Origin of the sequence: Methylophilus flavus, from assembly GCF_042678905.1 — a bacterium.
GTDB lineage: Bacteria > Pseudomonadota > Gammaproteobacteria > Burkholderiales > Methylophilaceae > Methylophilus > Methylophilus flavus.
On sequence record NZ_JBHTLN010000001.1, the window covers coordinates 1,006,340 to 1,030,972 of the forward strand.

The 24,633-nt window shown below is 46.2% G+C and carries 29 protein-coding genes; 4 read left to right on the plus strand and 25 right to left on the minus strand.

Annotated elements, in window-relative coordinates:
• Window positions 1–131 precede the first annotated feature (131 nt).
• The 5 genes from ACFQ2T_RS04770 to ACFQ2T_RS04790 all read right to left on the minus strand — a co-directional run bounded on the left by ACFQ2T_RS04770 (window position 132) and on the right by ACFQ2T_RS04790 (window position 3,137).
• Window positions 132–596: a copper chaperone PCu(A)C gene (locus tag ACFQ2T_RS04770; protein WP_379031207.1), complete on the minus strand. Its 465-nt coding sequence runs from the start codon at window positions 594–596 to the stop codon at window positions 132–134.
• A gap of 21 nt (window positions 597–617) precedes the next feature.
• Entirely contained in the window at window positions 618–809 is a 192-nt protein-coding gene (locus tag ACFQ2T_RS04775) for a DNA gyrase inhibitor YacG (protein WP_379031210.1), read from the minus strand.
• Window positions 809–1,582, minus strand: coding sequence for a cell division protein ZapD (gene zapD, locus ACFQ2T_RS04780; RefSeq protein ID WP_379031213.1), 774 nt, complete (start codon window positions 1,580–1,582; stop codon window positions 809–811). The genes ACFQ2T_RS04775 and zapD overlap by 1 nt, the downstream gene beginning before the upstream one ends.
• Window positions 1,583–1,651: 69 nt before the next feature.
• On the minus strand, window positions 1,652–2,254 hold the full coding sequence (gene coaE, locus ACFQ2T_RS04785) for a dephospho-CoA kinase (RefSeq protein ID WP_379031216.1): 603 nt from the start codon (window positions 2,252–2,254) through the stop codon (window positions 1,652–1,654).
• A 10-nt stretch (window positions 2,255–2,264) separates the two neighbouring features.
• Window positions 2,265–3,137 (minus strand): prepilin peptidase, encoded by an 873-nt coding sequence (locus tag ACFQ2T_RS04790; RefSeq protein WP_379031219.1) that lies wholly within the window; start codon window positions 3,135–3,137, stop codon window positions 2,265–2,267.
• Between the two features lie 211 nt (window positions 3,138–3,348).
• On the opposite strand from ACFQ2T_RS04790, the gene ACFQ2T_RS04795 reads away from it, so the two are divergent.
• Window positions 3,349–3,762, plus strand: coding sequence for a hypothetical protein (locus ACFQ2T_RS04795; RefSeq protein WP_379031222.1), 414 nt, complete (start codon window positions 3,349–3,351; stop codon window positions 3,760–3,762).
• Between the two features lie 52 nt (window positions 3,763–3,814).
• On the opposite strand, the gene ACFQ2T_RS04800 is transcribed toward ACFQ2T_RS04795, so the two are convergent.
• The 4 genes from ACFQ2T_RS04800 to ACFQ2T_RS04815 form a co-directional block, all read right to left on the minus strand.
• A complete protein-coding gene (locus ACFQ2T_RS04800) occupies window positions 3,815–4,744 on the minus strand; it encodes a polyprenyl synthetase family protein (protein ID WP_379033900.1) in 930 nt (309 codons plus the stop codon).
• A gap of 266 nt (window positions 4,745–5,010) precedes the next feature.
• Window positions 5,011–7,170: a TonB-dependent receptor gene (locus ACFQ2T_RS04805; protein ID WP_379031225.1), complete on the minus strand. Its 2,160-nt coding sequence runs from the start codon at window positions 7,168–7,170 to the stop codon at window positions 5,011–5,013.
• 118 nt (window positions 7,171–7,288) lie between these two features.
• Complete coding sequence (locus ACFQ2T_RS04810; RefSeq protein ID WP_379031227.1) at window positions 7,289–8,554, minus strand: sensor histidine kinase; 1,266 nt, start codon at window positions 8,552–8,554, stop codon at window positions 7,289–7,291.
• Complete coding sequence (locus tag ACFQ2T_RS04815) at window positions 8,551–9,225, minus strand: response regulator transcription factor (protein WP_379031230.1); 675 nt, start codon at window positions 9,223–9,225, stop codon at window positions 8,551–8,553. The genes ACFQ2T_RS04810 and ACFQ2T_RS04815 overlap by 4 nt, the downstream gene beginning before the upstream one ends.
• A gap of 506 nt (window positions 9,226–9,731) precedes the next feature.
• On the opposite strand from ACFQ2T_RS04815, the gene ACFQ2T_RS04820 reads away from it, so the two are divergent.
• Window positions 9,732–9,950: a hypothetical protein gene (locus tag ACFQ2T_RS04820; RefSeq protein ID WP_379031233.1), complete on the plus strand. Its 219-nt coding sequence runs from the start codon at window positions 9,732–9,734 to the stop codon at window positions 9,948–9,950.
• A 78-nt stretch (window positions 9,951–10,028) separates the two neighbouring features.
• Here the strand turns inward: ACFQ2T_RS04820 and ACFQ2T_RS04825 are convergent, their stop codons facing one another.
• On the minus strand, window positions 10,029–10,658 hold the full coding sequence (locus ACFQ2T_RS04825) for an SOS response-associated peptidase family protein (protein ID WP_379031236.1): 630 nt from the start codon (window positions 10,656–10,658) through the stop codon (window positions 10,029–10,031).
• A 64-nt stretch (window positions 10,659–10,722) separates the two neighbouring features.
• On the opposite strand from ACFQ2T_RS04825, the gene ACFQ2T_RS04830 reads away from it, so the two are divergent.
• Window positions 10,723–12,003 (plus strand): Y-family DNA polymerase, encoded by a 1,281-nt coding sequence (locus tag ACFQ2T_RS04830; RefSeq protein WP_379031238.1) that lies wholly within the window; start codon window positions 10,723–10,725, stop codon window positions 12,001–12,003.
• A gap of 12 nt (window positions 12,004–12,015) precedes the next feature.
• The gene (locus ACFQ2T_RS04835; protein ID WP_379031241.1) at window positions 12,016–12,267 is read left to right on the plus strand and encodes a hypothetical protein; all 252 of its coding nucleotides are present in this window, start codon (window positions 12,016–12,018) and stop codon (window positions 12,265–12,267) included.
• Here ACFQ2T_RS04835 and ACFQ2T_RS04840 read toward each other — a convergent pair.
• The 15 genes from ACFQ2T_RS04840 to ACFQ2T_RS04910 all read right to left on the minus strand — a co-directional run bounded on the left by ACFQ2T_RS04840 (window position 12,248) and on the right by ACFQ2T_RS04910 (window position 24,630).
• Window positions 12,248–12,850 (minus strand): hypothetical protein, encoded by a 603-nt coding sequence (locus ACFQ2T_RS04840; RefSeq protein WP_379031243.1) that lies wholly within the window; start codon window positions 12,848–12,850, stop codon window positions 12,248–12,250. The genes ACFQ2T_RS04835 and ACFQ2T_RS04840 overlap by 20 nt on opposite strands.
• Entirely contained in the window at window positions 12,843–13,199 is a 357-nt protein-coding gene (locus ACFQ2T_RS04845) for a hypothetical protein (RefSeq protein ID WP_379031246.1), read from the minus strand. Before ACFQ2T_RS04845 ends, ACFQ2T_RS04840 begins: the two co-directional genes overlap by 8 nt.
• Entirely contained in the window at window positions 13,196–13,603 is a 408-nt protein-coding gene (locus tag ACFQ2T_RS04850; protein WP_379031249.1) for a hypothetical protein, read from the minus strand. The genes ACFQ2T_RS04845 and ACFQ2T_RS04850 overlap by 4 nt, the downstream gene beginning before the upstream one ends.
• Window positions 13,600–13,767 carry a hypothetical protein gene (locus ACFQ2T_RS04855; RefSeq protein WP_379031251.1) on the minus strand — a complete coding sequence of 56 codons (168 nt, stop codon included), beginning with the start codon at window positions 13,765–13,767 and terminating at the stop codon, window positions 13,600–13,602. Before ACFQ2T_RS04855 ends, ACFQ2T_RS04850 begins: the two co-directional genes overlap by 4 nt.
• Window positions 13,768–13,855: 88 nt before the next feature.
• Entirely contained in the window at window positions 13,856–14,110 is a 255-nt protein-coding gene (locus ACFQ2T_RS04860; RefSeq protein WP_379031254.1) for a hypothetical protein, read from the minus strand.
• Between the two features lie 53 nt (window positions 14,111–14,163).
• Entirely contained in the window at window positions 14,164–14,553 is a 390-nt protein-coding gene (locus tag ACFQ2T_RS04865) for a hypothetical protein (protein WP_379031256.1), read from the minus strand.
• Window positions 14,554–14,555: 2 nt separating this feature from the next.
• Window positions 14,556–15,653: a hypothetical protein gene (locus ACFQ2T_RS04870; protein WP_379031259.1), complete on the minus strand. Its 1,098-nt coding sequence runs from the start codon at window positions 15,651–15,653 to the stop codon at window positions 14,556–14,558.
• Window positions 15,654–15,712: 59 nt separating this feature from the next.
• Window positions 15,713–15,868 carry a hypothetical protein gene (locus tag ACFQ2T_RS04875; RefSeq protein ID WP_379031262.1) on the minus strand — a complete coding sequence of 52 codons (156 nt, stop codon included), beginning with the start codon at window positions 15,866–15,868 and terminating at the stop codon, window positions 15,713–15,715.
• 118 nt (window positions 15,869–15,986) lie between these two features.
• Window positions 15,987–18,377 (minus strand): lytic transglycosylase domain-containing protein, encoded by a 2,391-nt coding sequence (locus ACFQ2T_RS04880; protein WP_379031264.1) that lies wholly within the window; start codon window positions 18,375–18,377, stop codon window positions 15,987–15,989.
• Window positions 18,378–18,379: 2 nt separating this feature from the next.
• Window positions 18,380–19,867 carry a hypothetical protein gene (locus tag ACFQ2T_RS04885; RefSeq protein ID WP_379031267.1) on the minus strand — a complete coding sequence of 496 codons (1,488 nt, stop codon included), beginning with the start codon at window positions 19,865–19,867 and terminating at the stop codon, window positions 18,380–18,382.
• Window positions 19,868–19,888: 21 nt separating this feature from the next.
• Window positions 19,889–20,500: a hypothetical protein gene (locus ACFQ2T_RS04890; protein ID WP_379031270.1), complete on the minus strand. Its 612-nt coding sequence runs from the start codon at window positions 20,498–20,500 to the stop codon at window positions 19,889–19,891.
• A gap of 10 nt (window positions 20,501–20,510) precedes the next feature.
• Window positions 20,511–21,389: a hypothetical protein gene (locus tag ACFQ2T_RS04895; protein ID WP_379031273.1), complete on the minus strand. Its 879-nt coding sequence runs from the start codon at window positions 21,387–21,389 to the stop codon at window positions 20,511–20,513.
• Window positions 21,386–21,823, minus strand: a complete 438-nt coding sequence (locus tag ACFQ2T_RS04900; RefSeq protein ID WP_379031276.1) for a GNAT family N-acetyltransferase — start codon at window positions 21,821–21,823, stop codon at window positions 21,386–21,388. Before ACFQ2T_RS04900 ends, ACFQ2T_RS04895 begins: the two co-directional genes overlap by 4 nt.
• Complete coding sequence (locus ACFQ2T_RS04905; protein WP_379031279.1) at window positions 21,820–23,967, minus strand: hypothetical protein; 2,148 nt, start codon at window positions 23,965–23,967, stop codon at window positions 21,820–21,822. Before ACFQ2T_RS04905 ends, ACFQ2T_RS04900 begins: the two co-directional genes overlap by 4 nt.
• Window positions 23,968–24,630, minus strand: a complete 663-nt coding sequence (locus tag ACFQ2T_RS04910) for a phage adaptor protein (RefSeq protein WP_379031282.1) — start codon at window positions 24,628–24,630, stop codon at window positions 23,968–23,970.
• Between the last annotated feature and the right edge of the window lie 3 nt (window positions 24,631–24,633).

A 24,633-nucleotide genomic window follows, 5' to 3' on the forward strand; every position in this document is an offset into this window, starting at 1 on the left:
GAGGGCTTGAGAAAAGTTATGTTAATCGTATTAACGATATTCATTATCGTTGCGTAGTAAATGATTTACCAGCACATGCAGCAACATTGGAAGCTAAAAATTTAAAGAATAAAGGGGGTGCGAATTCAGCTTTAATTTGCTGTTTTGACAGGCAGGCTGACAACTTGCTCATGAATCCTGCCTGTTTTGTCTTTGAAGCAAAACCGGAATTTGATCTGCTCACCAGTTTTAAACGGACTTGGTAATTCAAACAGCATCAGGTGCAAGCCGCCAGGCGCGAGCTTGACTGGCTTATTAGCTGGAATAGTCAGTGCTTCCACATGGCGCATTTTCATCACACCGTTTTGCATGGCCATGCTATGCAATTCAGTCGTGCCAGCACGTTCGGTTTCAACATAGACCAGGCTTACATTTTCGCGACTGCTCAGCGTGAGGTAAGCAGCTGCCACAGATTGGCCAGGGTTAGTCGAGCGCACCCAGGCATCACTAATGGTAACCTCCGCTTGCGCTATGCTGGAACCCAGCATCAAGCAGCCAGCTAAAACAAGGTTGGATAAAATGCTGGCCGGTTTTTTCATGATGATGCTTTTTAACATGGGCGCATTACTCAGCTTTGTTCAAGACTCAGATTCGTCCAGGTCAGGCGGCGTTGCATCAGGGATCCTGAATTTTTCGGTGGCCCAATCGCCCAAATCCATCAATTTGCAACGCTCACTGCAAAATGGGCGGTAGGGATTAGCGGTTGAATACACGACCAGTTCGCTACAGCCCGGGCACGCCACCTGGCGGGGTTTGACCGTTGTCTGCATTAGTTGTGTCCAGGGCCGGTGAAGTTACAGATGATCATCTTGAAAGGGATATCCTGCTCGCAGGCTTTAGGTCTTTGCACAAAATCCAGTTTCTGGAAACGGATATTAATGGCGTACTTGTTGGCACTCACCTCAGGGAAGCATTCATCGTGGCCTATTTCAATGCGCAATAATTGTGCGGGTTTATGGCCGGATAACTGCTGCTGGTAAGCCCCTTTATGCGCCACGAGCGACAGTACCTGACCGCTGCCGCGCAATAGCTGCAGAATCATGCGGATAGCTTCGTACATGGGCATCAGCTTCGTTAACCACTGGTTAAAGTCAGTTTTGCGACGCTCGAGCGACAAATACAACCAGTGGCGATAGGAAGGTAAATCAAACTCACAGACGCCACCCGGGATACCGGCACGTTGCTTCACGCTCATCAACCAGTCATTATCGCGCAACGACTGGCCTAGTTTCTGGTGATCCGACCTTAATGCCGTTGCACAACGGTCAAGGCTGGCCAAGGTATCGCTCAATGCATCTTGATCGATATTCGGATTGTTCTGCAAGAATGAAAGCTGGACTTTGTGCCTGTCCAGTTCCTGCAATAAATCGACTTTTAAATCACCACGATCAATCAGGTCCAGGATTTGTAGCAGCGTCAGCAGCGCCACATGATGATTCACCTCATGGCCTACTTCAATATGGTGCAACATCTTTACAAACAAATCTTCCAGGCGGAGATATGTTCTGATGCGCTCGTTAAATGGAAACTCGTAGCTCGACACGGCAGCCTTTTCTGTCAGCTGATACTTGAAAAGTATGCAATAAAAGCCTGATTATGAAACCCTTTTTACTCACTGGCAAGTTTTTGAGAAAATTTGATGAAACTTGAGTACTTTTTCGTGTAAATCTGGCAATGTTTGATCGTTTTCGATCACTGTATCAGCAATCTCCAGTCGTTCCTGACGGCTGCTTTGCGCGGCAATAATGGCTTGAGCCATCGCTTCAGAAAACGTATTACGTTGCATCACGCGCGCGAGTTGCGTGTCTTCACTGCAATCCACAACCACCACATGATCGATGATGGCCCAGTCATCGCGGCTTTCAACAAGTAACGGGATCGCCAGAATGACATAAGGATGCGCGGAATGTTGCTCAATCTGGCGTATAGCCTCTGCACGGATGGCCGGATGCATGATTTGATTGAGCTTATCCAGGGCATCCGGGTCTGCAAAAACCAGTTCGCGCAGTCTGCTCCGGTCTAGCTGGCCATTTTCCGCAAACATGGCATCACCAAATGTCTGCCGCACGGTTTGCATGGCAGCACTCCCGGGAGCGCTCATCGCATGTGCGATCTCATCCAGGTCAACGACAGGGACACCAAGCTCAACAAAGGTTTTGCCCACCTCGCTCTTACCACTGCCTATGCCGCCGGTGACGGCTACCACTTTAGTCATCAGTTACCCATCAAGGCATCAGATAGAAAGCGGCCAGCGTTTGACCGTAAAACAAGGCAGCAATGCCACCTAGCGCCAGAAAGGGGCCAAAAGGGATGGCGGTCTGGCGGGTTTTACCTTTGAATAGAATCAAACCTATGCCAATCACGCTGCCGACCACTGAACTCAGCAATATCACCGCAGGCAGTAGTTGCCAGCCAAACCAGGCACCAATCGCGGCCAGCAATTTAAAATCGCCGTAGCCCATGCCTTCTTTGCCGGTGACGAGTTTAAATAACCAATACACAGCCCATAGTACAAGGTAACCGGCCATGGCACCCACTACAGCAGAATTAATATCCGTGAATCCGCTATTCAGATTCAGCAACAAGCCCAGCCACAACAACGGCAAGGTAATATCGTCAGGCAATAACTGGGTATCGAAATCGATAAAGGTTAAAGCAACCAGCGCGATGACAAATACCAGGGCAAACAAGGTCAGATGGCTATAACCATATTGCACGGCGACCGCAAGGGATAATGCACCAGTCAGCGCTTCAACCAGCGGATAACGGATAGAAATTGGTGTTTTACAAGCCTTGCATCGTCCGCGTAAAAACAGATAACTGATGACAGGAATATTTTCCAGCGCGCCTATCATATGGCCGCAATTCGGGCAGGAAGAGCGCGGAACCACCAGGTTATATTTTGGCTGTTCTGGCACATCTTTACCCTGCAAATCCAGGCAATTGGCATGCCATTCACGCTCCATCATTTTGGGCAGGCGGTGTATCACTACGTTGAGGAAACTGCCCACCAGCAAGCCGAGGACCAGGCATACACCCTGCAGAAAATGTGGTTGCGTTCTTAATAAATTTAAAACAGGTTCAAGGAATTCTGTCATGATACCGATAACACTATTAAGGTTGCTGCATCATCTCATCGTTAATACAAGTAAGCAAGATTAAAAGCCGTGTGTGCGTGGCAAAACCTGTTGGAAAGCCGAAATGACGGGCTTGAAAACAGATTCAATGTCACCATTTATGTGTAAGATGAGAATCACACTCCAGTCGAGTGACTTCGCATCTGAATCTTACTAGTGAAGGAAGTTGCCTATGTCTGATCAAATCAAATTCACGCCTCCTACCGAAGTCGAGCTGGCCGAAGTCGAGCTGGGCCAGGTGGAACATCCGGCCTGGGACGAACCGGTGATTTGCCGGGTTGAAGTCGACCTGCCAGGATGGTTGGCAAACCTGACCGGACAATCACACTGGGAAGTCTACAGTGAGGAGGAAGAGGAAAATTGCGTCAGCTTCGCCATGCGCGCTTCGCACAAACATGGCTTGCCAACCATTGCCAGCCGCTCGGACCATACATTGCAAGCTGAAGTGACGCTTTATCATAACGGCTATGCGGTAGTCGATGTGGATGGCGAATCGCTGTTTGACGGCGCGCTGACTAACGCAACCAATGAATGCGCGAGATTAAGTTATTACCACGTCAGTGGCGAACCGATTGCGCTAAATTAGCTGAGGTTTAGTCGGGGCAGCATGCGTTCTCACAATGCATGCTGCAGCAGTTTTACTGCTGGCGGCTGACAGAAAATTGCGCCAGATCCAGCAATGCTTGCTTGGCAGGGCCTGATTCAAAACTATCCAGCGCCTGACAGGCTAACAGCGCCTCTTTTTGTGCGACTGAACGCACATACTCAAATGCATTCACTGCATGCAAAATCTCAAGCACCTGTTCTAACTGGGCTACCTGCCCTTCCAGCAATGCCTGTTTTACCAACTCGGCCTGTTCCGAGGGCGCCTGCTGAATCGCATAGAGCATAGGCAAAGTCACTTTGCCTTCCGCGAGGTCATTGCCTAAGGTTTTACCGATTTTTTCACTATCCCCGGTTAAATCCAATACATCATCAATCAGCTGGAATGCCGTTCCTAAATGCATGCCATAGGTTGCCAGTGCTTCCTCACGCTCTGGACTTGCCTGGCATTGCACCGCACCCAGGCGTGTGGCCGCCTCAAATAACTTGGCTGTTTTAAAATGAATGACTTGCAGGTAATCCTGTTCACTTACGCCAATGTTGCGCACATTCAGCAACTGCAACACTTCACCTTCAGAAATGGTATTGGTGGCGTCAGCCAGGATTTCCATCACGCGCATATTCTGCAGCTTGACCATCATCTGGAAAGCGCGTGAATACAAAAAATCACCCACCAGTACGCTGGCTGGGTTTCCATAGACGTGATTGGCGGTCGATTTTCCACGACGCAGGTCTGAGGCATCCACCACATCATCATGCAATAAGGTCGCGGTGTGAATGAATTCGATAATGACTGCAAGCTGATGATGCGCTGGCGTTACACCACCAGCCAGATCACCAGACATTAATACTAGTGCCGGACGCAGGCGTTTGCCGCCACTATGGATGATGTATTCTGAGATTTGGTTAATCAGTGGAACTTGGGATGACAAAGACTGGCGAACAACGACATCCACCTGCTGCATATCGTCTGCAATCCGCGCCAAACAAGCATTAAGAGACACTAAAACACCAATGAAAAAACAAAGTTAAAGCATACCATATCTGACACACCTCTCGCTATGCTGGCATGTGCCTAGTGCTTGGTTAGCGCCTGCTAATGCTGGTTATATATTCGACAGATGCTTAGCAACTATATTTATACCTATGTTTAAACGATGTTCAAAATGAAAAAAGCCCCAAGTGACACTTGGGGCTTTAAGTTTTTCCAATGCTTAGAAACGCTAAGGCATTAGAAATTGGCAATCACAGATAAACGGGCCGCCAGTGGCGAACCCGGTGTGATGTTGTTGTTAGTATGCGCAAACAGGTAGTAGTCTTTATTCAACAGGTTTTCAATGTTGAGTTGTACGCGCAGATCCTTATTCACTTGCGCAAACACGGCTGCATCCAGACGTACATAACCCGGCAGCATCACGCTGGTAGATACGGTAGGTGCTAGTGCATACATTTCTGAACGGCTGATCACTCCAAGCCCAGCACCCCAGACTTCATTGAAGTCATAACGGTTCCACAATGAAAATGTGTGACGTGGCACCTGGGCAACATCCGCACCCGCCGGGATGACGTTCAATGCATTAGCACTGGGCTGAGCTTTGGTGAACTCGGCATCCTGGTAAGCGTAACCACCTGCAACACTCCAGGCATCGGTTAACTTGCCGTTAATGCCGATTTCCACACCTTTGACCTCTTGTCCGTCGACTAGTACTTGATTAGTTCCCGGATTGGCTGGATCTGCCACAGCAAATTTGTTACGTTCCAATTTATACACGGCAGCCGTTAGCGCGAGATCAGGTGAGTAATCCCACTTAACACCCACTTCCATATTATTGTATCGCTCAGGGTCGAATGACTTGTTAGTAGCTGTCAAACTTGCAAGTTGTTCACCAGCACGAGGCACGTAGCTTATTGTATAACTACTGTATACAGACAGGTTTTCCACCGGTTTGAAGATTAATCCAACACGTGGTGAGAATAAATCATCGCTGGTCTTGATGTTGTAGTTTGTGTTTGTCGCCGTTAACCTGTAGTTAGTGTAATCAGTATTGAAGCGGTCATACCTTAACCCCGCAATTGCAGACCATTGTTCACTAAATTTCATTTGATCCTGGAAATATGCTGCATAAGTATCATTTTGAACGTAATTATCAGCATCTGTGCCATTTTGGCGCCAGGTAATAGGTGCATTGGTAGTAGGATCGCTTAATGGAACGGTAACAGACGTAGTGAGATTATTGAAAAAGCCTGTTTGACGAAAATTAGAAGTGCGCTGGCGACCCAATTCCACACCCACAAGTGATTCATGCTTGATGAAACTGGTATCCCAGTTAAAAGTCAGGTCGGTTTGGTTAATCAGATTTTGGCGATCTGTATCGACGTTATAAGCAGCAATGGCTACTCGTGATAGTGGTGTAACAGAACCATTTGCAAATACGTTCTGGTAAAACTTATTGTAGTTTGCATAGCGAGTACGGTTTTTCAAAGTCACGCCATTATCAAACAAGTGCTCAAACAAGAAATTGAAAGCGGTCACTTCGGTATGTGTAGGGCTTAATCTTGAATTACCAAAAAATGTGGAGTCATTTGTATCTACCGGGCGGCCATTACGTGATGGAATGCCACGATCAGCGATTCTTTCGTCTTTAAAATATTCAAGGCCTGCAACAATTTTAGTATTGTCAGATGGTTTGATTGTCACGGTTGGGTTAATCGCCTTACGCTCTAGACTCACACCATCACGATAGCTGTTGCCGTCTTCGTACATGGCATTCAGACGGAAAGCCGCCACATCATTGATAGCCTGGTTGTAATCAACGGTACCGCGGGCCTGGTCAAATGAGCCATATTGCAAGCCAATTTCGCGCAAGCTGTTCCAGTTTGCCTCCTTGGTGACCCGGTTAATCAAACCGCCTGCACCGCCACGGCCAAAAATCATGCCGTTAGGGCCTTTCAGGACTTCAACACGCTCTACGTTATACAGGTCGCGATAATACTGTGTGTCATCGCGAATGCCATCCTGGAAAAAATCAGCAGTTGAAGCAACGCCACGAAAGATAAATGTTTCGCGGTTTCCTTCACCTTGTGCCGCACCCACACCAGGTGTGTAGCGAACTACATCTCCAAGATTCTGTACTGCCTGATCCTTCATCTGCTGTTTGTTAAACACGGTGATTGATTGTGGAATATCAATCAGGTCTGTTTCAGTTTTGGTGGAAGTGCTGGATTTTTTGGTGACATAGCCATTTGTTATCGGTTTTTCTTTGGTGGTTTTGACATCCACATCCGGAAGTTGTTGAGGCTCTTCGGCAAAAGCTGGCTGTGCACTCGCAAAGAGTAATCCAAGTATGACCGCCATCGGCCGCATACGGAAAGCGCGCGTGTTATACATCATATCCCTTTAATTTAATTAGTATTACTGCGTTTAATAATGAGAAGCCATCTCATTCCAGAATACTAATAAATGGGAAGTTAAGTTTCCGTTGTTTTTTTGTGATTTTTTTGTGAAGATGCTACACAATAATGGTGAATGTAGAACCCTTTCTAGGTTCAGAAAACAGATTTAAGCGCCAGCCTTTATGTTCACAAATGCGTTGAATCAGTGATAGCCCCAAACCCAGGCCATCAAGAGGCAGTTCACTACCCCGCACAAAGGGTTTCAACATCTGGCTCTGCTTGTTTAAATCAATGCCAATCCCGGTATCCACCACCGAGATTGAATGGCCTTCTAAAATAATTTCAACTTTTCCGCTGTCCGTGTAATTGAGCGCGTTTTTGAGCAGGTTGGATAACACCGTTAACAGTAAATCTGCATTCACTTTCTTTTCAACTGTCATGTCTTTTTTAATGACATTAAGCACGATTTTCTTTTCTAAAAAAGCTCGTTGCCAGCGAGCAAAAGCCTCGTCAATGATGTGTTCCAGGCTTTGCGTCTGCGTTGGGTTAATCGCCGTATGCTCTGCCCGCGCAATCATGAGTAATGACTGAATCAGTTGCTGCATTTCCGCGCTGGCACGCGCTATGCGCGTGATCCGCTCATAGTCGGCATCGTTGTTTTGCTTATCCTGTAACAACAACTCACAGCTGGAAGAAATAATCATTAATGCGCTACGAAACTCATGGCTGACATCGCTGGTGAAAAGCCGCTCACGCCAAAGTGCGTCCTTCACTTTGGTATAAGTATCTTCAAATGCTTGCGCAAGACTGCCAATTTCGTCATTGGAAAATTTTTCAGCAATGGCAGTTTCATGTAATGACTGCTGTTTCCGTTTGGCGAATACTTCAGATAATTTGACGATAGGCGCCAGGATTTGCCGCGCCAGTAGCCAGCCCACCAGCCCCCCCAGCAACACAATTAACAAAAGACCTGATTTTAAGACAATGAATAAATTTTTCTCAAAGCCATCTTCATAATGACTTTGATCTTGCACTAGGATGTAATCAAGCCCATCTACCGTTTGGCGATATATGTAATAACTGTAAGGCTCGTTCTCAACTTCAGTAAATCCATGTGGAAGATTCACCAGATGTTTAGATAGTTCTGGATGCTCAGGAGATGCTGGCGTGAACAAATGCAAACCCAGTTTTGCCAGGCTGGCATCGGTATGTGTTGGGTTGGAGATAATGAGTTTTAACTTGATATCCATTTGATCGGAAATTAACTCATCTTCCATGGCATGAATGATTTGATTAATGCCAAGCGAAAAAGCGCCGCCGACAAATAATGTGATCAACGTGAATGCAATCACGATACGCCATCTGATCGAGATTTTATTCATGTTTGCTCAACACCGACCCTGTAGCCAATGCCGTGAATTGTATGGACCAGCTGCACATCAAATCGCCTGTCAATTTCGCTACGCAATTGATAGATGTGCGCACGGAGATTATCGCCACGCGTAGAAACATCACTCCAGAAATGTTCTTCCAGAAAACTACGTTTGACGATATTGGGGCTGTTTTGCATCAGGCATTCCAGGAGTTTCAACCCTAGAGGCGGGATTTTGAGTACCATTCCGCCACGCGTGACTACCAGACTTTCCCGTTCAAATACCAAGTCATGCACAATTAATTTGGAACGCACCAGCCCTTTGCTACGCCGGTGGACAGCCAGTGCCCTTGCTTCGAGCTCAGACAATGAGAATGGTTTTACCAGATAATCATCGGCTCCTGAATCGAACCCTTTCAGACGATCTTCCAGCGTATCACGCGCGGTCAACATGATGATAGGTGTAAAGATATTGCCATCCTGGCGTAAGCGCTTAGTGAGCTGCAAACCATCCATGCCCGGCAACATCACATCGAGAATGATCAGGTCAAATTCATGTGTGACCGCCAAGTGCAAACCGGTCAGACCATCTTGAGCACAATCAACCTTGTGATCTTTAGCCAGGAAATCAACGATATTCGCCAGGATATCTTTGTTATCTTCAATCACTAATATGCGCATATTCGATAGGAAGGACTCATTGATTCATTAAATTACCGCTTATCCACACTGGCGGAAAAGGAGCAATAAAAACAGACCGGACCATTTCAGTGACTTATCACTCAGACACGAAGTCACTCAAAATTAACCGCAATAAAACGCATCACTCCTCGCAAAAACCATTCATTTGCTGAAGGAGTCTTTGCCTACATAGCGCTTTCAAGCCATCACGCTTAGCAGCATAAATATGCTGCTAACTGATGATAAAAACCGTGATCATAATCCATCAAATAAAAAAAGGGCTAGGTGATTAATCACCTAGCCCTTTTATTTTTTTGGCGCGCCCGGAGCGATTCGAACGCCCGACCCTTTGGTTCGTAGACACGGCCTCGCGCAACTGTTTTTCTATTAATAATCATACAGTTACTTATATATATTTGGGTGATTGTGAAACCATTCTACGCGCTTTAAGTCTTTGATTTATATAACACCACTATTTATCTATCACCCACTTTTAAGGCCAAAAAATGGACATTCACAAAGCCCAGGAAATTATTGACGAAATAGAGGTGATTTGCAAAAAGCATAATGTCGCTTTGATTGGCGGCTCGATCACTAACAATGTCCGTGCCGAGATCCGCATACTTGCAGCTGATGATTTAACGAGTGATGATATTGACCACCTATCCAGTGGTGATGTGCCTTATAAAGTTGAAGGCATTACTGTGGTAAACGGCATCGCATAGCGAAAAAAAAGCCACCTTTCGATGGCCTTCAAACTCGTAGTACAACAGCACTCACTTGCAATGAGTGAATAAATATTATCACAACTCAAACTCAAGTGCATTTACATTTGGCAACTTGATTAACTCCCTTGCCTGTTCATGATTGGCATTAAGCCATTTATTAAAATCACCAGGTTCAACAATCACAACTGAACGCTTTTCTTTGCCTGGCTCATGAAATTGCCGCATGAATGGATGTTCATCGGCATTGACCGTCAGCATTGAAAATGAGCGTACTACTTCACCCGTATCATGGTCCGGATAACTTTCCCATAGCGAGCCTATTGCTGTCGGCTCATTGTCTTTGCGGGAAATCGCTGCCCAGTCTGGTTTTCCGTCTCGATATAAAGGCTCAAAGAATTGTTGAGCAAGCACTAGCCCAAAGCGTTGATGTTTCCACGCCGGGCTGAATGTTGGTTTTTTATCAGCCGTTTCGCTGCGGGCATTATATGTCCACCTACCATAATTTTTTTTAGTTTTAGCCCATAGCGGTTCTAGCCCGAATTTTCCTAATTCACATCTGAGAATTCCATTATCCATAAAAATAAATGGTGCCTTATCCATAGGCCAGGTGTGCCCTTTCCAATCAGCATCTGGAAGGTCAATCTTAAAGTGGTCTTTTACCCATGGATTACTGCTTCTTTTAATCGGCTGGTAATTACTACACATATCCTACATCTTTCAATATTTTTTATTGTTACAATAAAAACATTTGTCAGAAATCCCGAAAATCATGGCTCAGCGCACAATAACAATAGTGGATTGCAACAACTTTTATATTGAATGTCAACGCGTATTCAATCCAATGTTGTACGGTAAGCCAGTTGTCGTTCTATCAAACAATGATGGCTGTGCGGTTGCCAGATCAAACGAAGCAAAAGCCCTAGGTGTTCCAATGGGGGCACCATGGTTCAAATTGAAAGAGCTAGCCAAGCAGCACGGAATCATTGCTTATTCTTCAAATTACGCGCTGTATGCAGATATGTCAAACCGGGTGATGTCACTACTCAGGCAATTCTCGCCAGTGCAGGAAATTTACAGCATTGATGAAAGCTTCCTGGACCTGACAGGCTTTGAGCGTCGCGACCTGATTAAGTACGGTCAGCAGATACGAAAGACCATATTACAAGGTACCGGGCTTCCGGTTTGCGTGGGCATGGGTGCAACTAAAACACTGGCAAAGCTTGCTAATCATTGTGCGAAAAAACGAACTGAATTTGATGGTGTGTGCAATTTCAACTATTTTGATGATGAGACGCTCGATGCTCTTTTAATGCAAATTGAAGTTGGCGAGGTGTGGGGTGTAGGTCGCAAGTTAGCGCCGCGTTTGAATGACCTGGGAATCATGACCGTATTTGATTTAAAACGGGCAGACCCTACCCGCCTCCGCAAGCTATTCAGCGTGGTGATGGAAAAAACCATTCGCGAATTGAATGGCACGATCTGCATCGAGATGGAAGAAATCGCACCACCCAAGCAGCAAATTGTCAGCTCCCGCAGCTTTGGCATGCCGGTGACCACCCTGGAAGATTTGGCGCAGTCTGTTTCACTTTATATTAGCCGGGCCGCCGAGAAGTTACGCCGACAACAATCGTATGCCGGATCACTGCATGTATTCATTCACACTAGCCCGTTCCGGACTGATCAGCCGCAGTATAGTAATGGATTTACAGTGCCACTACCCTCACCCACTGACAACACAACCAGGCTGGCCAGTATCGCAATGTGGGTGCTGAAGCAGATATATAAGCCAGGCTATCAATATGCCAAAGCCGGGATCATGCTGGGTGAGATTGTGCCGGCCGCTGGAATTCAAAATGATATGTTTAGCAACATGGAGCCAGATAGCAAAAGCGACAGGCTCATGCAAACCATGGATGCAGTGAATAGGAAAATGGGGAAAGGTAAACTGATTGTCGGCAGCCAGGGATACGGCCAGCCGTGGGCGATGAAGCAAGAACGTAAGAGTCCGAGCTATACTACGAACTGGGATGAATTATTGAAGGTTAATTAAAGGGAGAGGTAAATGACCGCTAAAGTAATAATTTCTTTGAAAGCTGATGTAAGTCAATGGAATAATTTCTATGGAAAAATGGGTGTTTCCGTAGATGCGGCAATTAATTCTGGACAAATCATTTCCATTTCGCCTTATACATGGATGCTAAATAAAAATGATTGGGCTTTTGTGGCGAGGATAATAGAAGCGGCAGATGCACATAAAATTCCAACAACTATTATTGAAACTAATATGGATTTAGTCACTCAATTACATCACTAGATTCAACACCCAGCCTGCCCTGCTCGCTTTTCGCATAAGCATAACAACGGTTATAATCAACCGCGCAAACTGCCCCGGCCTGCTCTAAGGTTTCGATGTATTGCTGGGCGCCGGAGTAGGCTTGCTTGTAGAAGCCGGGCGACTCTTCTTCCAGTCTAATAGCGGCTGGGTTGCCGTCGTCTCCGGCAAGTCCGCCGGCATCATCTTTGGGCATTCCATTGCCACTATTTGCGGCTTGTTGCTGGCGCAGCTTGTCAGAAATATCAGCCCGATAACGATTAATAGTTGCTTTGTCATTATTGATCACCCTTCCGTATTGAGTGCCTATGTGTTGAATGTCGGCTATGTGTTGCTTGTCCTGGTCAGCTTTGTTGCGGAAACCTTCAGCCTTCAATTCTGCCAGCTTGCCTGTATTTTCCGCTTTGGCGATATCTAAGGCATGCTTTAGCTCGGTATAGTCTTTGATGGCTTTGTCGCGTTCTGACGTGATGCTGTAGAACTGCCAGGCTATGATTGCTATAAGTGCGGCCAGGATGATTGCGGGCAGGTGCTTTAGTACAAATCCGCCAATGATTTTAAACATCGGCAGGCCCTTTGCTGGGTGTGAATGAAATATCAACAAATCGCGGGTCGCCAAACTCAGGAAGCATCAATGTGTAAGCAATGCGGCCGTGAGGTTTGATGCCTGGTGGATGGCCGTTTTCTCTTAAATTGCATTTTGCACAAATAAGGTCTATAAATCTTTGCGGCTGTGTATTGGCCTTTTCAGCCCAAGGAACAACTAGGATATCTAAATCACGCGTAAAGGATCCATGCATCATCGCGGCATAGCCATATCCCCAAGCAATGCATCGAATAATTGAATAGATGCGCGCATAATCAGGATCAATAATTCCATATGTTGGCTGAAGTGATAACTGTTCTTCACTCATGGCAAAAACGTCCTTCTGCCAGACTTCGGCGCGCGCGTTGATAAATGACACCATCTGATTGTGGCATCCGGATGTTCCCGATAAAGCCCGTACTGCGTCAGGATGGCATCATTTATCCAGCCATCCAGCTTGTTCTGCGGGTCGAATATATCAACCGCCTGGCCTTGCTTGTGACTTGATCCTGCCGCGCCAATCGGACACGACTGCGGGCGGAATCCGCCGTATTGAGTGCCGGAAATAAGTGAATCTGTATTCGGATTATTTTTAAGCTCAATACCTGCTTTTTTGGCGGCCTCAAGAAGCTTGTTAACCTGAATCAACAACTGCGCTGCATACGCTTGGCGCACTTCGGTCCAATCCTCATTTTCTGACCATTTGCCAACGTATTGTTCGATGGTGATCATTTACCGCCCTCTTCCTGTGTAGGCTCAGTCTTAGACTTCCAAGCCACAGCAGCACCAAATCCAGCCATCAACAAACCAAAGCCTGTACCAAAGTCCACAGCCCCCCATGGTTGACCGCGATAGATGGCATACATGGAATTCAACAAGAACACATTGACAGCCATGCCCCCATAAACGCGGGCCGGGTCATATGTCACACCATCAACGCCAGTTAAGCAGTCGTGAATAACCTTCGTGATTAACGAGAACATGCTACTTCCCCAAGAACTCACGCGCGGCAACGTATGCAGCTGCGCCAGCCGCAATCAGGCCGAATGTCCATTTAAGAAAGTTTCCAATCCAATAAGCCGCCCGGAAGCCACCTTTAGCCGTCTTGAATAACTCAAGCAGTTCGCCGGTAGTATTGTTGATCTCATTGGTTATCTTGGTATTTTCGGCAACCGCTTTTTTTAGCTGAACGAAGTCTTTTTCGAGTTCGGTCAATCTGTCGTGTGCGTCCTGGTTCATTTATACTTCCTTTATTCAGCCAAAAAAACCGCTCGAAAGCGGCTGCTTAATATTTATAGTTCTGAAGCTATCTCTAAAAGCTCTATTAATTCCTGATCATTTATTCCTATTACTTGCGCCAGTGTGCGCAAAGTTTGGTTCTGGCTATTGAACTCCAACCGTTCATCCCACTCGATTTGCATTCTCTGGCGTAATACAGGATCACTAATTGCGTCAATAGCAGGCTGAACCAAAGCTAATTTTCCAGCATTCAGTAATGCGATCTTTGCTTGTGCGCGCGATACAGTGATGTTCTTTATGAATACCCATTGAGTACCGTTCCAAACTTCGTCTGTCAGATTACTCGGATAGCTTGGAACTTCTATGCCAGTGACAGGCGGCACAGGATCGGAGCTTGAACCGATATATTTGCCCTGTTCATTAACAAAGTATTTCGTCTGCATGATTAGCCTATGTATGTAAACTCAAATGCATACTTCCAGCTTAAGGCTGTGGGCGTTGCAGCGTTCCCTGTGGTCTTAACTGAAATTGCAAGAGAGTAACCGGATGGCAATGTCATCCCAATATTTGTTGAATCAGAGATTACATTTATGAGGGGTAGTATTGTTCCACCCGTGCGCATGAATGACGCGGTAACCCTATCGCCAGGCGCATAACCAAATTCAGCAACAACACATTCAAGAATTATTCTTCCTCCAAACGGCACTTTCCCTGTTAAACCATGTGGGCGAAGGAACGACTCTCCTGAAGCTGGGGTATAGGGGGAGCTGAATGATGTTCTTGCATGGCGCAATTCACCTATTAGCCCCCTTACCCATTCAGGAGATGCTGCTTTTGTAGAGGAGACGCTAGTATGCGTTGGGTCTGATGCATTATTTTCTGGTGCTGTTATTGACGCTGCTGCTGCTGCTGCGGATGCAGCACTTACAGATGCTTCTGATGCACTGTTGCTTGAGTCTGTGGCACTTGTAGCAGAAGACGTTGCGCTATTACTTGCATTGGTTGCTGACAACGCAGCATTGGTTGCGTTAGTAGATGCAGAACTGGCTGCATTTGTTGCTGTAGTTGCAGAAGCTGAAGCGCTGGATGCTGACGTTGATGCGGCACTTGCAGAAGCTGCGGCAGCTGCGGCATTTGCTGCACTCGTACCATCACCGGATATAGGAAGCCAAAAAGACTGTACAAACAAAGACCCAGAATTATGCTGTTGCAAGCATATCTGGGCGATATTATTTCTCTGGATCAGGTCTTTATAAGCATAATCTGTATCTGGTGCCCATGTACCTCTAGGGTTACAACCACCAACAGCAATAAGAGCATTTGTTTGCTCAGATAGAGCATAAGGCTCAATAATGCCGTCCTTAAGCTTATTATCATCACGCTGGATTGCTTGAAGGTTTGCATTGATGTCATTGATAGACGTTGAAACGTTAGCCAGTTCAGTATCTAGGCTGGTCGTTTTAACAAGAGAACGCCCGGCGACGTTATTTGCTTCGTCATCTGCAAAGCTAGTGCCTGGCGTATAGTCTGGTGCGGTGCTCATAGGTCAAACTCCTGAATTTGACCTATCCTATATTGCGCGCTAGATTTCCATGCGATTACTTACTTTGAAGCCTTTTTTGCTGGTTGCTTTTTATCAGATTCTTTGCTTTCACCTTCTGCTTTAAATGACTCAATCAACTCATCGATCATTGCTTCTTTCGAGCCATCTTCTTCTTTCATGCTTTTTCCGCAATGTGGGCAATAGTTGTTTTCCATGATGATTCCTTATTTATGATAATATTTCTCAATGACATTAATAGAATTTAAGTTGCTAAAGATGGCTGTGGTTTGCGTTATTGCATTCTTTGCCGGCCTGTTTGGCTACTTAAAATAATCACTCTGCCAGCATTACTTCAGTTGCATTGATGATGGCCGGGCTTTTCAACATGCGAACCAATCCAGGCGTTGCGCTACCCTTCTGTGCGCTTTCCATCAATAACGCTGCGCCATTCGGGTCTTGCAATACCGTTAGAAGTTTCTGCTGTAATGCTTCATTTGGCTGCTTGTAAATAAAATCACGCACTCGCAATAACGAGGCCGCACTCAATCCCTTGAACACCGGAATATTGGCCAGGATGCCATCCTTCGTTTTTGCATTGAATAAAAGGTTTTGGAATGTGTCACTGCCAGCCATTTTCCCGCGCATGCCTTGTTTTACATACTCAATATCGTTCAAAACATTCTGGTAGCTTTCCAATTGCGCCGGGCTGGCTGTATTCGCCAGAGTAGCGCCTTTAAATCCTGTAGCCTTCTTCGCAATGCCGTCGCCGTTATCCCTAAGAGCTTTTGCCAAAGTTTCATAGTTTAGGCTTATCGGGATATCCATATCGCGCTGTGATGCCGGAATAAACTTGTCGGCAATGGCATTGCCTAGATCCATCTGGTTAATTGGTTCTGATCCAGCTTTAAACGCGCGATTCCCTTCAAGATATGCTGGTATCTGCTTTTCTAGTTCAGACAGGTAATTGCCTTTAGTGTCACGAATCGCATTTAACTCGTTTGCCCCTAGTCCAGATTGGCCACCGGTATTTACCAAATCATCCAAGCCCATTTTTATACGTTGAGCATCAGCACCAGTAAGATTGTTTAAATCAAACGGGATCCCTTTTTCACTTGCAATAGTGCCTGCGCGGCTGGTCGCTTGCTGCATAGAGGGCCGTTGCATTAACGCTTCAATTTCAGGCGTCATTTGCACTTGTTGACTATTTGCTGCATTGAACAAAGGTTCACTTGCATTGGCGCGCGCATCAACTAATAATTGTCTTTGCACATCGTCACCGCCATGCTGACGAACAGCATTAGCCAAAGCCTTAGTTTGACCCTCCATAGTATCTTGGAAAGCGCCAGGGGCTGCGCCGCGCATGACACGCTCCATAGTTGCCAGTTCGTCACTACCAGCAGCCTGGCCAACAGTAGGATTAAATCCTGGCGTACTACCTTTCGCGGCTTTCAAGTTTTGAATAACTTGTCCAGGGTTCGCCCCAGCTTGCTCAAGTAATCTTTCACCTAAAATCGCCTCTCTGCCTTTTTCATAGAGCGGGCGAACAGCTGCGCCTACTGCTTTGCCAGTTTCGCCAGCAACCTTCGCCGCAATAGGGAATGCGCCACCTACTATCGCGCCGGTGGCCGCATCATCAGGGTTTACTAAACCAACCGTTGCACCGCCATTGATAGCGCCACCTGCAACACGTGTAAGAGCGTTAACAGCCGACTCACCAAGACTTGCTGCAGGGGCTTTCCCAAGCGAGAAGCCGCCAGATGCAATTGCTTCACCAAGGGCAGGCGCTACCTTACCAACAACTTTGCCAATCGCGCCGCCAACTGGTAGCGTTGCCGCAATCTCTGCACCAAGCTTTCCAGTTGTATATAAGCCGGAATCAGTATCGACCCCCATGGCACGCAGATTCTTGGCAATGTTATCGCGCATTTCTGCGTTGTTACCGAGCGGACTATTAGTTTTGTGTTTCCCGGCAATCATTTCTGCCATAGTTGGCGGCTTTTCAAATAGCTTCTCTGCAGCATATTGAATTGGCTGGGCAATGGTTGCCCCAATCTGTCCAATGCCTTCAGCGGCACCGCCAACTAGATTTTTAAGATTGCCAGGCACGTTGCTTAATGAAAGACCTGAGAAAATGCCATCATCTTTTTTTGGTTGCGATGTTTTGGAAGAAAGGTATGCATCCGGGTCAAAGGTTGATACAGTCTGTGTCGTTGCTTTGGGTGCCTTATTTGCAAGATAAGCATCAGGGTTGAAGCTGTTACTTTGATTTATGTTCGATGCGTTTGCAATACTGTTTGTATTTGGTCCAGCTTCTGCATGCGCCGTTGTAACTACACCATTTAAGCCGGCTTTGGCTATTGTTTTCATGCCTTTGCTTACTTTGTCGATGTAGTTGCGTGTTTCGTCAGGCATATTATCAATGCCTTTCCGCTTGAGGTTGCCAATGCCCCAATTATAGGCAGCAAGAGCACTACGAGTGTTCCCAGTTTGTTTAACCAAATCACGCATGTAACGTCCTGCGCCGTCTATAGATTGGGCAGGGTCAAGAGGATCAATTCCATATTGCGCAGCCGTATCTGGCATAAACTGCATCAGTCCAACAGCGCCAACTGGGGATTTAACATTTGGATTGCCATTAGATTCTGCCTGCATTTGCGAATGCAGAAGTCCTTTTGGAAGCCCATATTTAGTTTCAGCTTCATCAAGTAGTTTTGCATATTCCATGATTACTGTCCGTTCAACTGAAGAATCTGTTTTGCACGTGGATCATTTGGGTTTGATTTGGCCCAAGAGATAGCTGCCTGATCTTGTCCGCTTGATGCTGGATTAGTATTTGCAGGAGTTTTCGATTTAACTGACGTATTCGGCGAGTCAAACTCACTAAAATCCATTGGTCCTGCGCCATAATTGCTACGAAGATTATTTACTTTTGCCTTGCGCAATTTAACGGCACGCTCGTTATAACCGACAATCTCGCCAAGGCGTTTTTTTACAACTTCAGGATCATTGAGGTTGGTAATCAACTCATTCCAGGCCCGTTGGGCATCTCCATCAGTTTGCACGCCTTTGTTTAGCTGTAATGAAGCGTTACGGGCCTTTTCTAGCATGGCCTGCAAAGTCGAATATGCCTGGCTAGACTCATCACTTTGACCTAGATAGTTTTTGGCACCGGAAAGAAAGTTTGTGAACGTGCCAAGCTTCAATGTTCCATTTTCAATTTGTGCTTTGATTGCACTCAAGTCTGAATTAGTGCCAGCTACCGTGCCGATGGCCTCTAATTCTTCCTGCTGCATTTTCAATGCAGGAGTCGGCAATGTCGCATTGCCCTTAGATCCTTTTGAAGTTGTCGGCTTAAGCTTTTCATTGGCTGTTTTAGCTTGGACTAATCCTGTATTGGCATTATTTAAATTTGTAGAAGCCACAGTCTGATCAACTTTGGCAGTGTTCAGATCAGCGGCCGTATTGGCTTGATTTGCTTTGCCAGTATTTTCATCTGCTCTAGTAGTTCCAATTACATTCAGGTCTTGATTTCCAGTGAGGAGGTCGATGACTCCAACATCACCGGTATTATCAAAACGAGTCTTACCCTGGGATAGCAATAAAGCATTTTGCGCATCTACTGAGTTCTCACCATTGGTAAGACCATACAAAATCGCCGCTTTCTGCATCTCCAGCGGATTCACATTGCCCTCAAGCGCTGATGCCCGCAATCCTATTTTTGCCGCTTCCTGTGGCGTGGCGTTACCAAGGTTTGCGGTTATTGCATTGCGCTGATCACCTTGAATAGTTTTTGGCAGATGGGTGATGTCTTTGTCGCCCAGAGCAAGCATTTGTTTTAATGTTGAATATCTGTTTTGCAATTCAGGGAATTTGGCTACATATTCAGGCGCAGGCAGTTCTTTCCCGCCATCAATGAAGGCAAGCGGCTGTGTTGGTGGTTGATATGTACCTGAAAGAGACGCATTGAAATCACGGCGGCCATCTTCGCTATCAGCACCAATACCGGCCAACAATGTTTTAGCTAATCCGTCATCGCTTCTGGCTAACTGGGCAGCTCGTTCAGATTCAGCTTCTGCATTCATCTTATCGGCTGCGGCTTTGCGATAAGCAATATCAGCCCCGGCCTGCTGCCCTTGCATAAAACTATTATTTCCGCCATTTGCTGATGAAAGCATCTGACCGATCGACATGCCCAGATTTGTGCGATTTTGCATCTTGGTGCCTTTAATTATAAATTACTGTGAGTTGTATTTCTTGTCATAAGCCTTGCCTATACCTGCCGCGCCTCCAGTAAGAATTCCACCAAGCACTGAGCCGTTATTGCGGACTGAACCTACGCCAGCTTGTGTAGCGCTTCCATTGCGTGAACCAGCAGCATTAATACCTAGAAGATCGCTTGCCAACGTACCGCCCTTTAAGCTCTCGTCGTTGTACATAAGGCCGGTTGCATTACTTCTAGATAGCAATTTAGCCCGGTTTAAAATGTCTTGGCTGGCGCTTGATGTTGCTGCGGCTTTTGATCTGCCGTAATCGCTTGATAAATTGCCTTCGGTGCCGGTATAAATCTTACCTTCGCCACCAGAAGCACTTAAAAGCGCATCTTTTAATGAGCTTTCGTTCTTGGAGGCCGCATCTTCATAGCGTTGCTCACGTGTTGTTGGATCGAAAGTATTTTCAGCAAAGCCGGTTATGGTGTCAGCTTTCTTTGATTGAAGGCGTGAGTTTTCGTCAGCGCCGGCATTGATAATCTTTTGCTGCTGTTTCGCAGTGTCGGCTGCCGCTTCTTGCTGTAAATAGGTACCGCCTAATGCAGCCCCTACTGCTAATATTTCACCGCCTGTGCACATGATTCACTCCCTAAGCTGATCTAACCGTGCCGCCGTAATTAGCGGTTGCACTACTGTTGTATGTTGGTTTGGTTTTTTGCCCGGCAACACTTTCAACTCCAGCGCGGTACTGGTTACGGTCTTGCTGATTTCTCAGCACATCAAAGAATCCTGTTAGGCTTGCTGCATTGGCTGAATCTTGCGCGGCTGTGGCGTTATTCGCCATGCCCGCATAAGCCTGTTGCACCGCGTCACCAGAAGTAAGCCCGGCCTGAATTGAATTGATCAGATTAACTCGGGTTTTCTCATCATTCGACCTGGCTTCATTAGCCGTCTGCGTTCCGATGTTTGAGGCTTTCAAAACGCCTTGTTGATAGGTATCAAGCACATCACGGTTTGCATCAATATCACGGCTACCACCACTCAGGCCATTTCTGGCCAATTGAAATTTAAGCTCACGCTCAGTAAGCATTCTTTCTTTATCAATATCTGTTTTCGCGACATTAGTAGCATCAGTACCAATTTTTGAATATAGATTTTCTCTTGCTACAGCGTTGGGATTTTTAGTTAAAGCTTCGTCTTGCGTTTTTTTAACAGCATCGTCATAAGCTGCTTGGTTAAATATTTTTGTGTACTTTGACTGTCCAACATCTGCCATTGGTGAGCCAGTTGATTTTGTTGGCACAGTGACATAAAACTGATTTTTATCGACACTTTTTGGTGATGAAATGCCAAACACTTCATTTAGTCGCCGAATACCTGCTGCAATCCGTCCATCTTCAGCCGCTTTACGTTCTGCCGCGCCACCATCGCCTCCACCGCCTTTGTGTAATTTACGGCCTAGCTTACCGCCATCTACGGATTGGTTGCCATCAATGTGTGCAATGTATTCTTGTCCTAAATATCTCATGTCACATCCTTCAAAAACCACTCACCAACCGATTTATAACCAAGCGCCTTATACAGCCTGGCGACCTTCATATCTCCGGTTCCGATCCCTGGCCTGATTTGTTTGGCCCCCATTGAAATACACCATTGTTCAAAACGTTTAATCAACTTGACTGCAATCAATCCATTTCGGTGTTCAGGAGAAATATATAACGTGTAGTCAATTCCCATGCGTTCCGTCGTATACCAAGGCATATAAACATCGCCCATCATTACGCCGATAACTTCTCCGGACTTTTCAGCCACCACCAAGAATCCATTAGCAATCATTAGGCGGCATGTTTCTGCAACACGTTCAGGGCTGTATAAAACATGCTTATACGTTGTTTCATCGTGAAGTGCTTGGCCCATCTCAACGAGCTTCGGAATATCATCTAGAGTGGCGTTTCTGATCATAAAGGGGCCAAATTGTCATAATAGTAAGTAAGCTGATGTAGCTCGAAATCTTCATCATCAAAGTTGCGAATCACCGGCGCAATACTCACAGCGCATAATTCCACCGGCATCAAATAGCCAGGGCGCGAATCGCCTTGAATAGTCACAGGTGGATTTGTCACCAACTCAGTGCTGCGTGGGTCATAACGATGTGAAATTTGGCATGAGCCGCTAACGACTGCATCCATAGCCTGAATCTGTTTAAGGATGCCAGGTGACTTGAAGTCAAGATATGCAAGCTCAATATCTACTGAGTACAGGACACCATCGTCAGTTTTTACTGTGCGGTCCAAGCGATATACATCATCGCCGGAGCGAATATATAGTTCGGCGTTTAGCTCATCCAGATAATCCAGATTGAAAGGGAATTCGTAAACGCTCCAAGCATAGATACTGGCTGTTCGGCTGAATGTGTACACAACTGCAGTATTGCCAGAGTAAAGCCAATACTGGCCGCCGCCTCTGTAATACTGAGCTTTAGCATCTGTTATGTTAATAAATTCACCACTTATCAACTCACGATCAATAGGTGATCCAACGTCAGCATCAATGAGGTTCGTCGTCACATCCTGGCGCGTGATTGTCCTTACACCTGCCGGAGAGAGAAAAAACACATCGCCGCCCATATTGGCATGGGAATAAGGCAATACTGATCCAACATCAACCGCCTGAAGGAATGCATTCAATGCCGGGTCAACATCAACATTCCATATTTGCGATGAATCTGCGAATAATACAACCAGTCTATTGCTGTAAAACCCCAATGCTGTAGCTTCATTAGCTCCTGATTGTTGCAGTCCAACCGGCAGAAACCCCGCATCATTTGCGGTCGTCCAATCGCGCGGTGTATTCGTCGCACAATATCTGACTACATCGCCATCAATGCCAACGGCCCAGATCTTCGATGCAATTTTTGTGACTTGTTTTGTATTGGGGCAATTGGCATCCATAACGGCATAGGTTTGTGTTTCCCATACAATAGATCCATCATTAACCGTTGCCCCGGCTGTCGTACTCCAAGCAGGTTCTGAACCGCTCGTTGTCGCAGTAGATTCACAAGTCCAGATCACGTTTCCATCAGTTACTGTCTGACCTGCTGCGGTTGGCCATACAGGTTCTTGCGATGGTTTTGTTTTGGTTACAAACGTCACGCCGCCTGAAACGACTGTTGTACCATTCACCGTTGGCCATACAGGTGCAGATGCCGCCGTAGTGCCTGGGGTAGTAACTTCGTAAAAGTATCCATTTGGCGTTGATGGCTGCACCTTGTCACCATTAACCAATGCAGTAGTTGCAGGGAACGTTCTGATCCCGTTACTTCTGTTTGTATCTCGACATGTGAATGTTGCAGTACCAGAAACGACTGTTCCACCTGCCGTTGTCGGCCAAGCCGGTTCTACAGATGATGTTGTTCCTGCAACGGTTACTTCATAGCGATGACCGTTTGAAACCGTTGGTTTCCTGAATTGACCAAGAATGACAGCCGCGCTAGCAGCCCATGTAGCATCACCAACAGAAACATCTGTTACTTTGTAACGTAATCCATTTGGGACTGTGGGAACTTTGAAATTCCCTAATGTCTCGATGTTGTATTCCACCCATGTTGCAACACCATTTGTAATACTTGTCGCCACATAACGAAATCCATTAGATGTTGTTGGCTGAATAACTGATCCAACATAAACAACTGCCGCCGCTGACCAAGGAGATGGGTTTTCCATATAGTGGTGTTTAATCTCACCGCCAACATATTCGACAGCAGCGTACATAAAGCCATTAAACACATCACCGTAATGCACTTTATCCAGCGTTAATGCTGGCGTGACAGGGTTTTGTACGTTATTGGCTTTGAATAGCGCATTTGCATGCGAGATAGGCGCTGTGCCGCCGTAAAAGGTATTAAGTTTGCCATTACCTGCAAATAAGCCTTCAGTGCCAGCCTCTAGCGTTGCAACCTTCACAGTTCCTGGCCGCTTGCGAATTGTCCGGCCTTCAGTAGCATGCGCATTCTTCAATACACGCAAACGGTTGGCGTCAGAAGTTGATAAACCTTTCCTTAGATCAAGTCCGAAATCAAACCGATCAAAGCTGATAGTCTTTGGCACTTAGACGTCCTGATCTGATGAAACGCTTGCATATGGCGATGGCACACGCTCAGTGCGCTTCCATTCAGTGCGTGATCTATGCTGTGCTTTAAGACGCAATAACATTGATTCAAGCTGTGATGCATATCTGTCTGCATCTGGCTGGCGATAATGCGCCTTGGCGTTTGCCAATGCATACAGCTTCACCATTTCATCAGGCAAAGATAACCTATCGCTGTTGTCTACCAGAGGGAGTAAGGTGCGCTCGTACTCAAATCGTAGTTTGTAGGTGGCTGATTGTGGAATCGGCCATATTTCAAGTTGGTCGCGGCGCTCATATCTGCAAGGAATAGTTCCAGGCGTAATGCCGCGATGTTTTAAATCAATTCCTTCAATGAGAGGCACATAATCACCATTCCAATACACAGAAAGGCTTTTTATGCGCTCTACATTGCAATCAGGCGGGTAATCGTAGAACTGCTGATTAACGCCGGTGTAACGCTCATATGTTGCTTTTAGCTCAATCCAATCAAATTGAATATATAAAGCCTCTTGCGCATCAATAATGAAATCATCGATCAATGCAGAGTTAACGATCTGAGCATTTCCGGCCATTCCAAAGCCCAAGCGGGATTGGATCTGTGACCGGATCTCACCAAGCGTTTTTTTCAGCGGCAATGCCATGGC

What these genes read in the sequence shown, in the direction of transcription:
- coaE (WP_379031216.1), bottom strand. Translation starts at nt 2,254, where the DNA reads ATGACTAAAGTGGTAGCCGTCACCGGCGGCATAGGCAGTGGTAAGAGC.
- ACFQ2T_RS04855 (WP_379031251.1), bottom strand. Translation starts at nt 13,767, where the DNA reads ATGGCTGTCAATGTGTTCTTGTTGAATTCCATGTATGCCATCTATCGC.
- ACFQ2T_RS04895 (WP_379031273.1), bottom strand. Translation starts at nt 21,389, where the DNA reads ATGAGATATTTAGGACAAGAATACATTGCACACATTGATGGCAACCAA.
- ACFQ2T_RS04845 (WP_379031246.1), bottom strand. Translation starts at nt 13,199, where the DNA reads ATGAGTGAAGAACAGTTATCACTTCAGCCAACATATGGAATTATTGAT.
- ACFQ2T_RS04860 (WP_379031254.1), bottom strand. Translation starts at nt 14,110, where the DNA reads ATGAACCAGGACGCACACGACAGATTGACCGAACTCGAAAAAGACTTC.
- ACFQ2T_RS04825 (WP_379031236.1), bottom strand. Translation starts at nt 10,658, where the DNA reads ATGTGTAGTAATTACCAGCCGATTAAAAGAAGCAGTAATCCATGGGTA.
- ACFQ2T_RS04815 (WP_379031230.1), bottom strand. Translation starts at nt 9,225, where the DNA reads ATGCGCATATTAGTGATTGAAGATAACAAAGATATCCTGGCGAATATC.
- ACFQ2T_RS04805 (WP_379031225.1), bottom strand. Translation starts at nt 7,170, where the DNA reads ATGATGTATAACACGCGCGCTTTCCGTATGCGGCCGATGGCGGTCATA.
- ACFQ2T_RS04910 (WP_379031282.1), bottom strand. Translation starts at nt 24,630, where the DNA reads ATGGCATTGCCGCTGAAAAAAACGCTTGGTGAGATCCGGTCACAGATC.
- ACFQ2T_RS04790 (WP_379031219.1), bottom strand. Translation starts at nt 3,137, where the DNA reads ATGACAGAATTCCTTGAACCTGTTTTAAATTTATTAAGAACGCAACCA.
- ACFQ2T_RS04775 (WP_379031210.1), bottom strand. Translation starts at nt 809, where the DNA reads ATGCAGACAACGGTCAAACCCCGCCAGGTGGCGTGCCCGGGCTGTAGC.
- ACFQ2T_RS04900 (WP_379031276.1), bottom strand. Translation starts at nt 21,823, where the DNA reads ATGATCAGAAACGCCACTCTAGATGATATTCCGAAGCTCGTTGAGATG.
- ACFQ2T_RS04800 (WP_379033900.1), bottom strand. Translation starts at nt 4,744, where the DNA reads ATGCAGCAGGTGGATGTCGTTGTTCGCCAGTCTTTGTCATCCCAAGTT.
- ACFQ2T_RS04840 (WP_379031243.1), bottom strand. Translation starts at nt 12,850, where the DNA reads ATGTTTAAAATCATTGGCGGATTTGTACTAAAGCACCTGCCCGCAATC.
- ACFQ2T_RS04850 (WP_379031249.1), bottom strand. Translation starts at nt 13,603, where the DNA reads ATGATCACCATCGAACAATACGTTGGCAAATGGTCAGAAAATGAGGAT.
- ACFQ2T_RS04810 (WP_379031227.1), bottom strand. Translation starts at nt 8,554, where the DNA reads ATGAATAAAATCTCGATCAGATGGCGTATCGTGATTGCATTCACGTTG.
- ACFQ2T_RS04885 (WP_379031267.1), bottom strand. Translation starts at nt 19,867, where the DNA reads ATGCAAAATCGCACAAATCTGGGCATGTCGATCGGTCAGATGCTTTCA.
- ACFQ2T_RS04870 (WP_379031259.1), bottom strand. Translation starts at nt 15,653, where the DNA reads ATGAGCACCGCACCAGACTATACGCCAGGCACTAGCTTTGCAGATGAC.
- ACFQ2T_RS04770 (WP_379031207.1), bottom strand. Translation starts at nt 596, where the DNA reads ATGTTAAAAAGCATCATCATGAAAAAACCGGCCAGCATTTTATCCAAC.
- ACFQ2T_RS04820 (WP_379031233.1), top strand. Translation starts at nt 9,732, where the DNA reads ATGGACATTCACAAAGCCCAGGAAATTATTGACGAAATAGAGGTGATT.
- ACFQ2T_RS04865 (WP_379031256.1), bottom strand. Translation starts at nt 14,553, where the DNA reads ATGCAGACGAAATACTTTGTTAATGAACAGGGCAAATATATCGGTTCA.
- ACFQ2T_RS04890 (WP_379031270.1), bottom strand. Translation starts at nt 20,500, where the DNA reads ATGTGCACAGGCGGTGAAATATTAGCAGTAGGGGCTGCATTAGGCGGT.
- ACFQ2T_RS04880 (WP_379031264.1), bottom strand. Translation starts at nt 18,377, where the DNA reads ATGGAATATGCAAAACTACTTGATGAAGCTGAAACTAAATATGGGCTT.
- ACFQ2T_RS04835 (WP_379031241.1), top strand. Translation starts at nt 12,016, where the DNA reads ATGACCGCTAAAGTAATAATTTCTTTGAAAGCTGATGTAAGTCAATGG.
- ACFQ2T_RS04795 (WP_379031222.1), top strand. Translation starts at nt 3,349, where the DNA reads ATGTCTGATCAAATCAAATTCACGCCTCCTACCGAAGTCGAGCTGGCC.
- ACFQ2T_RS04830 (WP_379031238.1), top strand. Translation starts at nt 10,723, where the DNA reads ATGGCTCAGCGCACAATAACAATAGTGGATTGCAACAACTTTTATATT.
- ACFQ2T_RS04875 (WP_379031262.1), bottom strand. Translation starts at nt 15,868, where the DNA reads ATGGAAAACAACTATTGCCCACATTGCGGAAAAAGCATGAAAGAAGAA.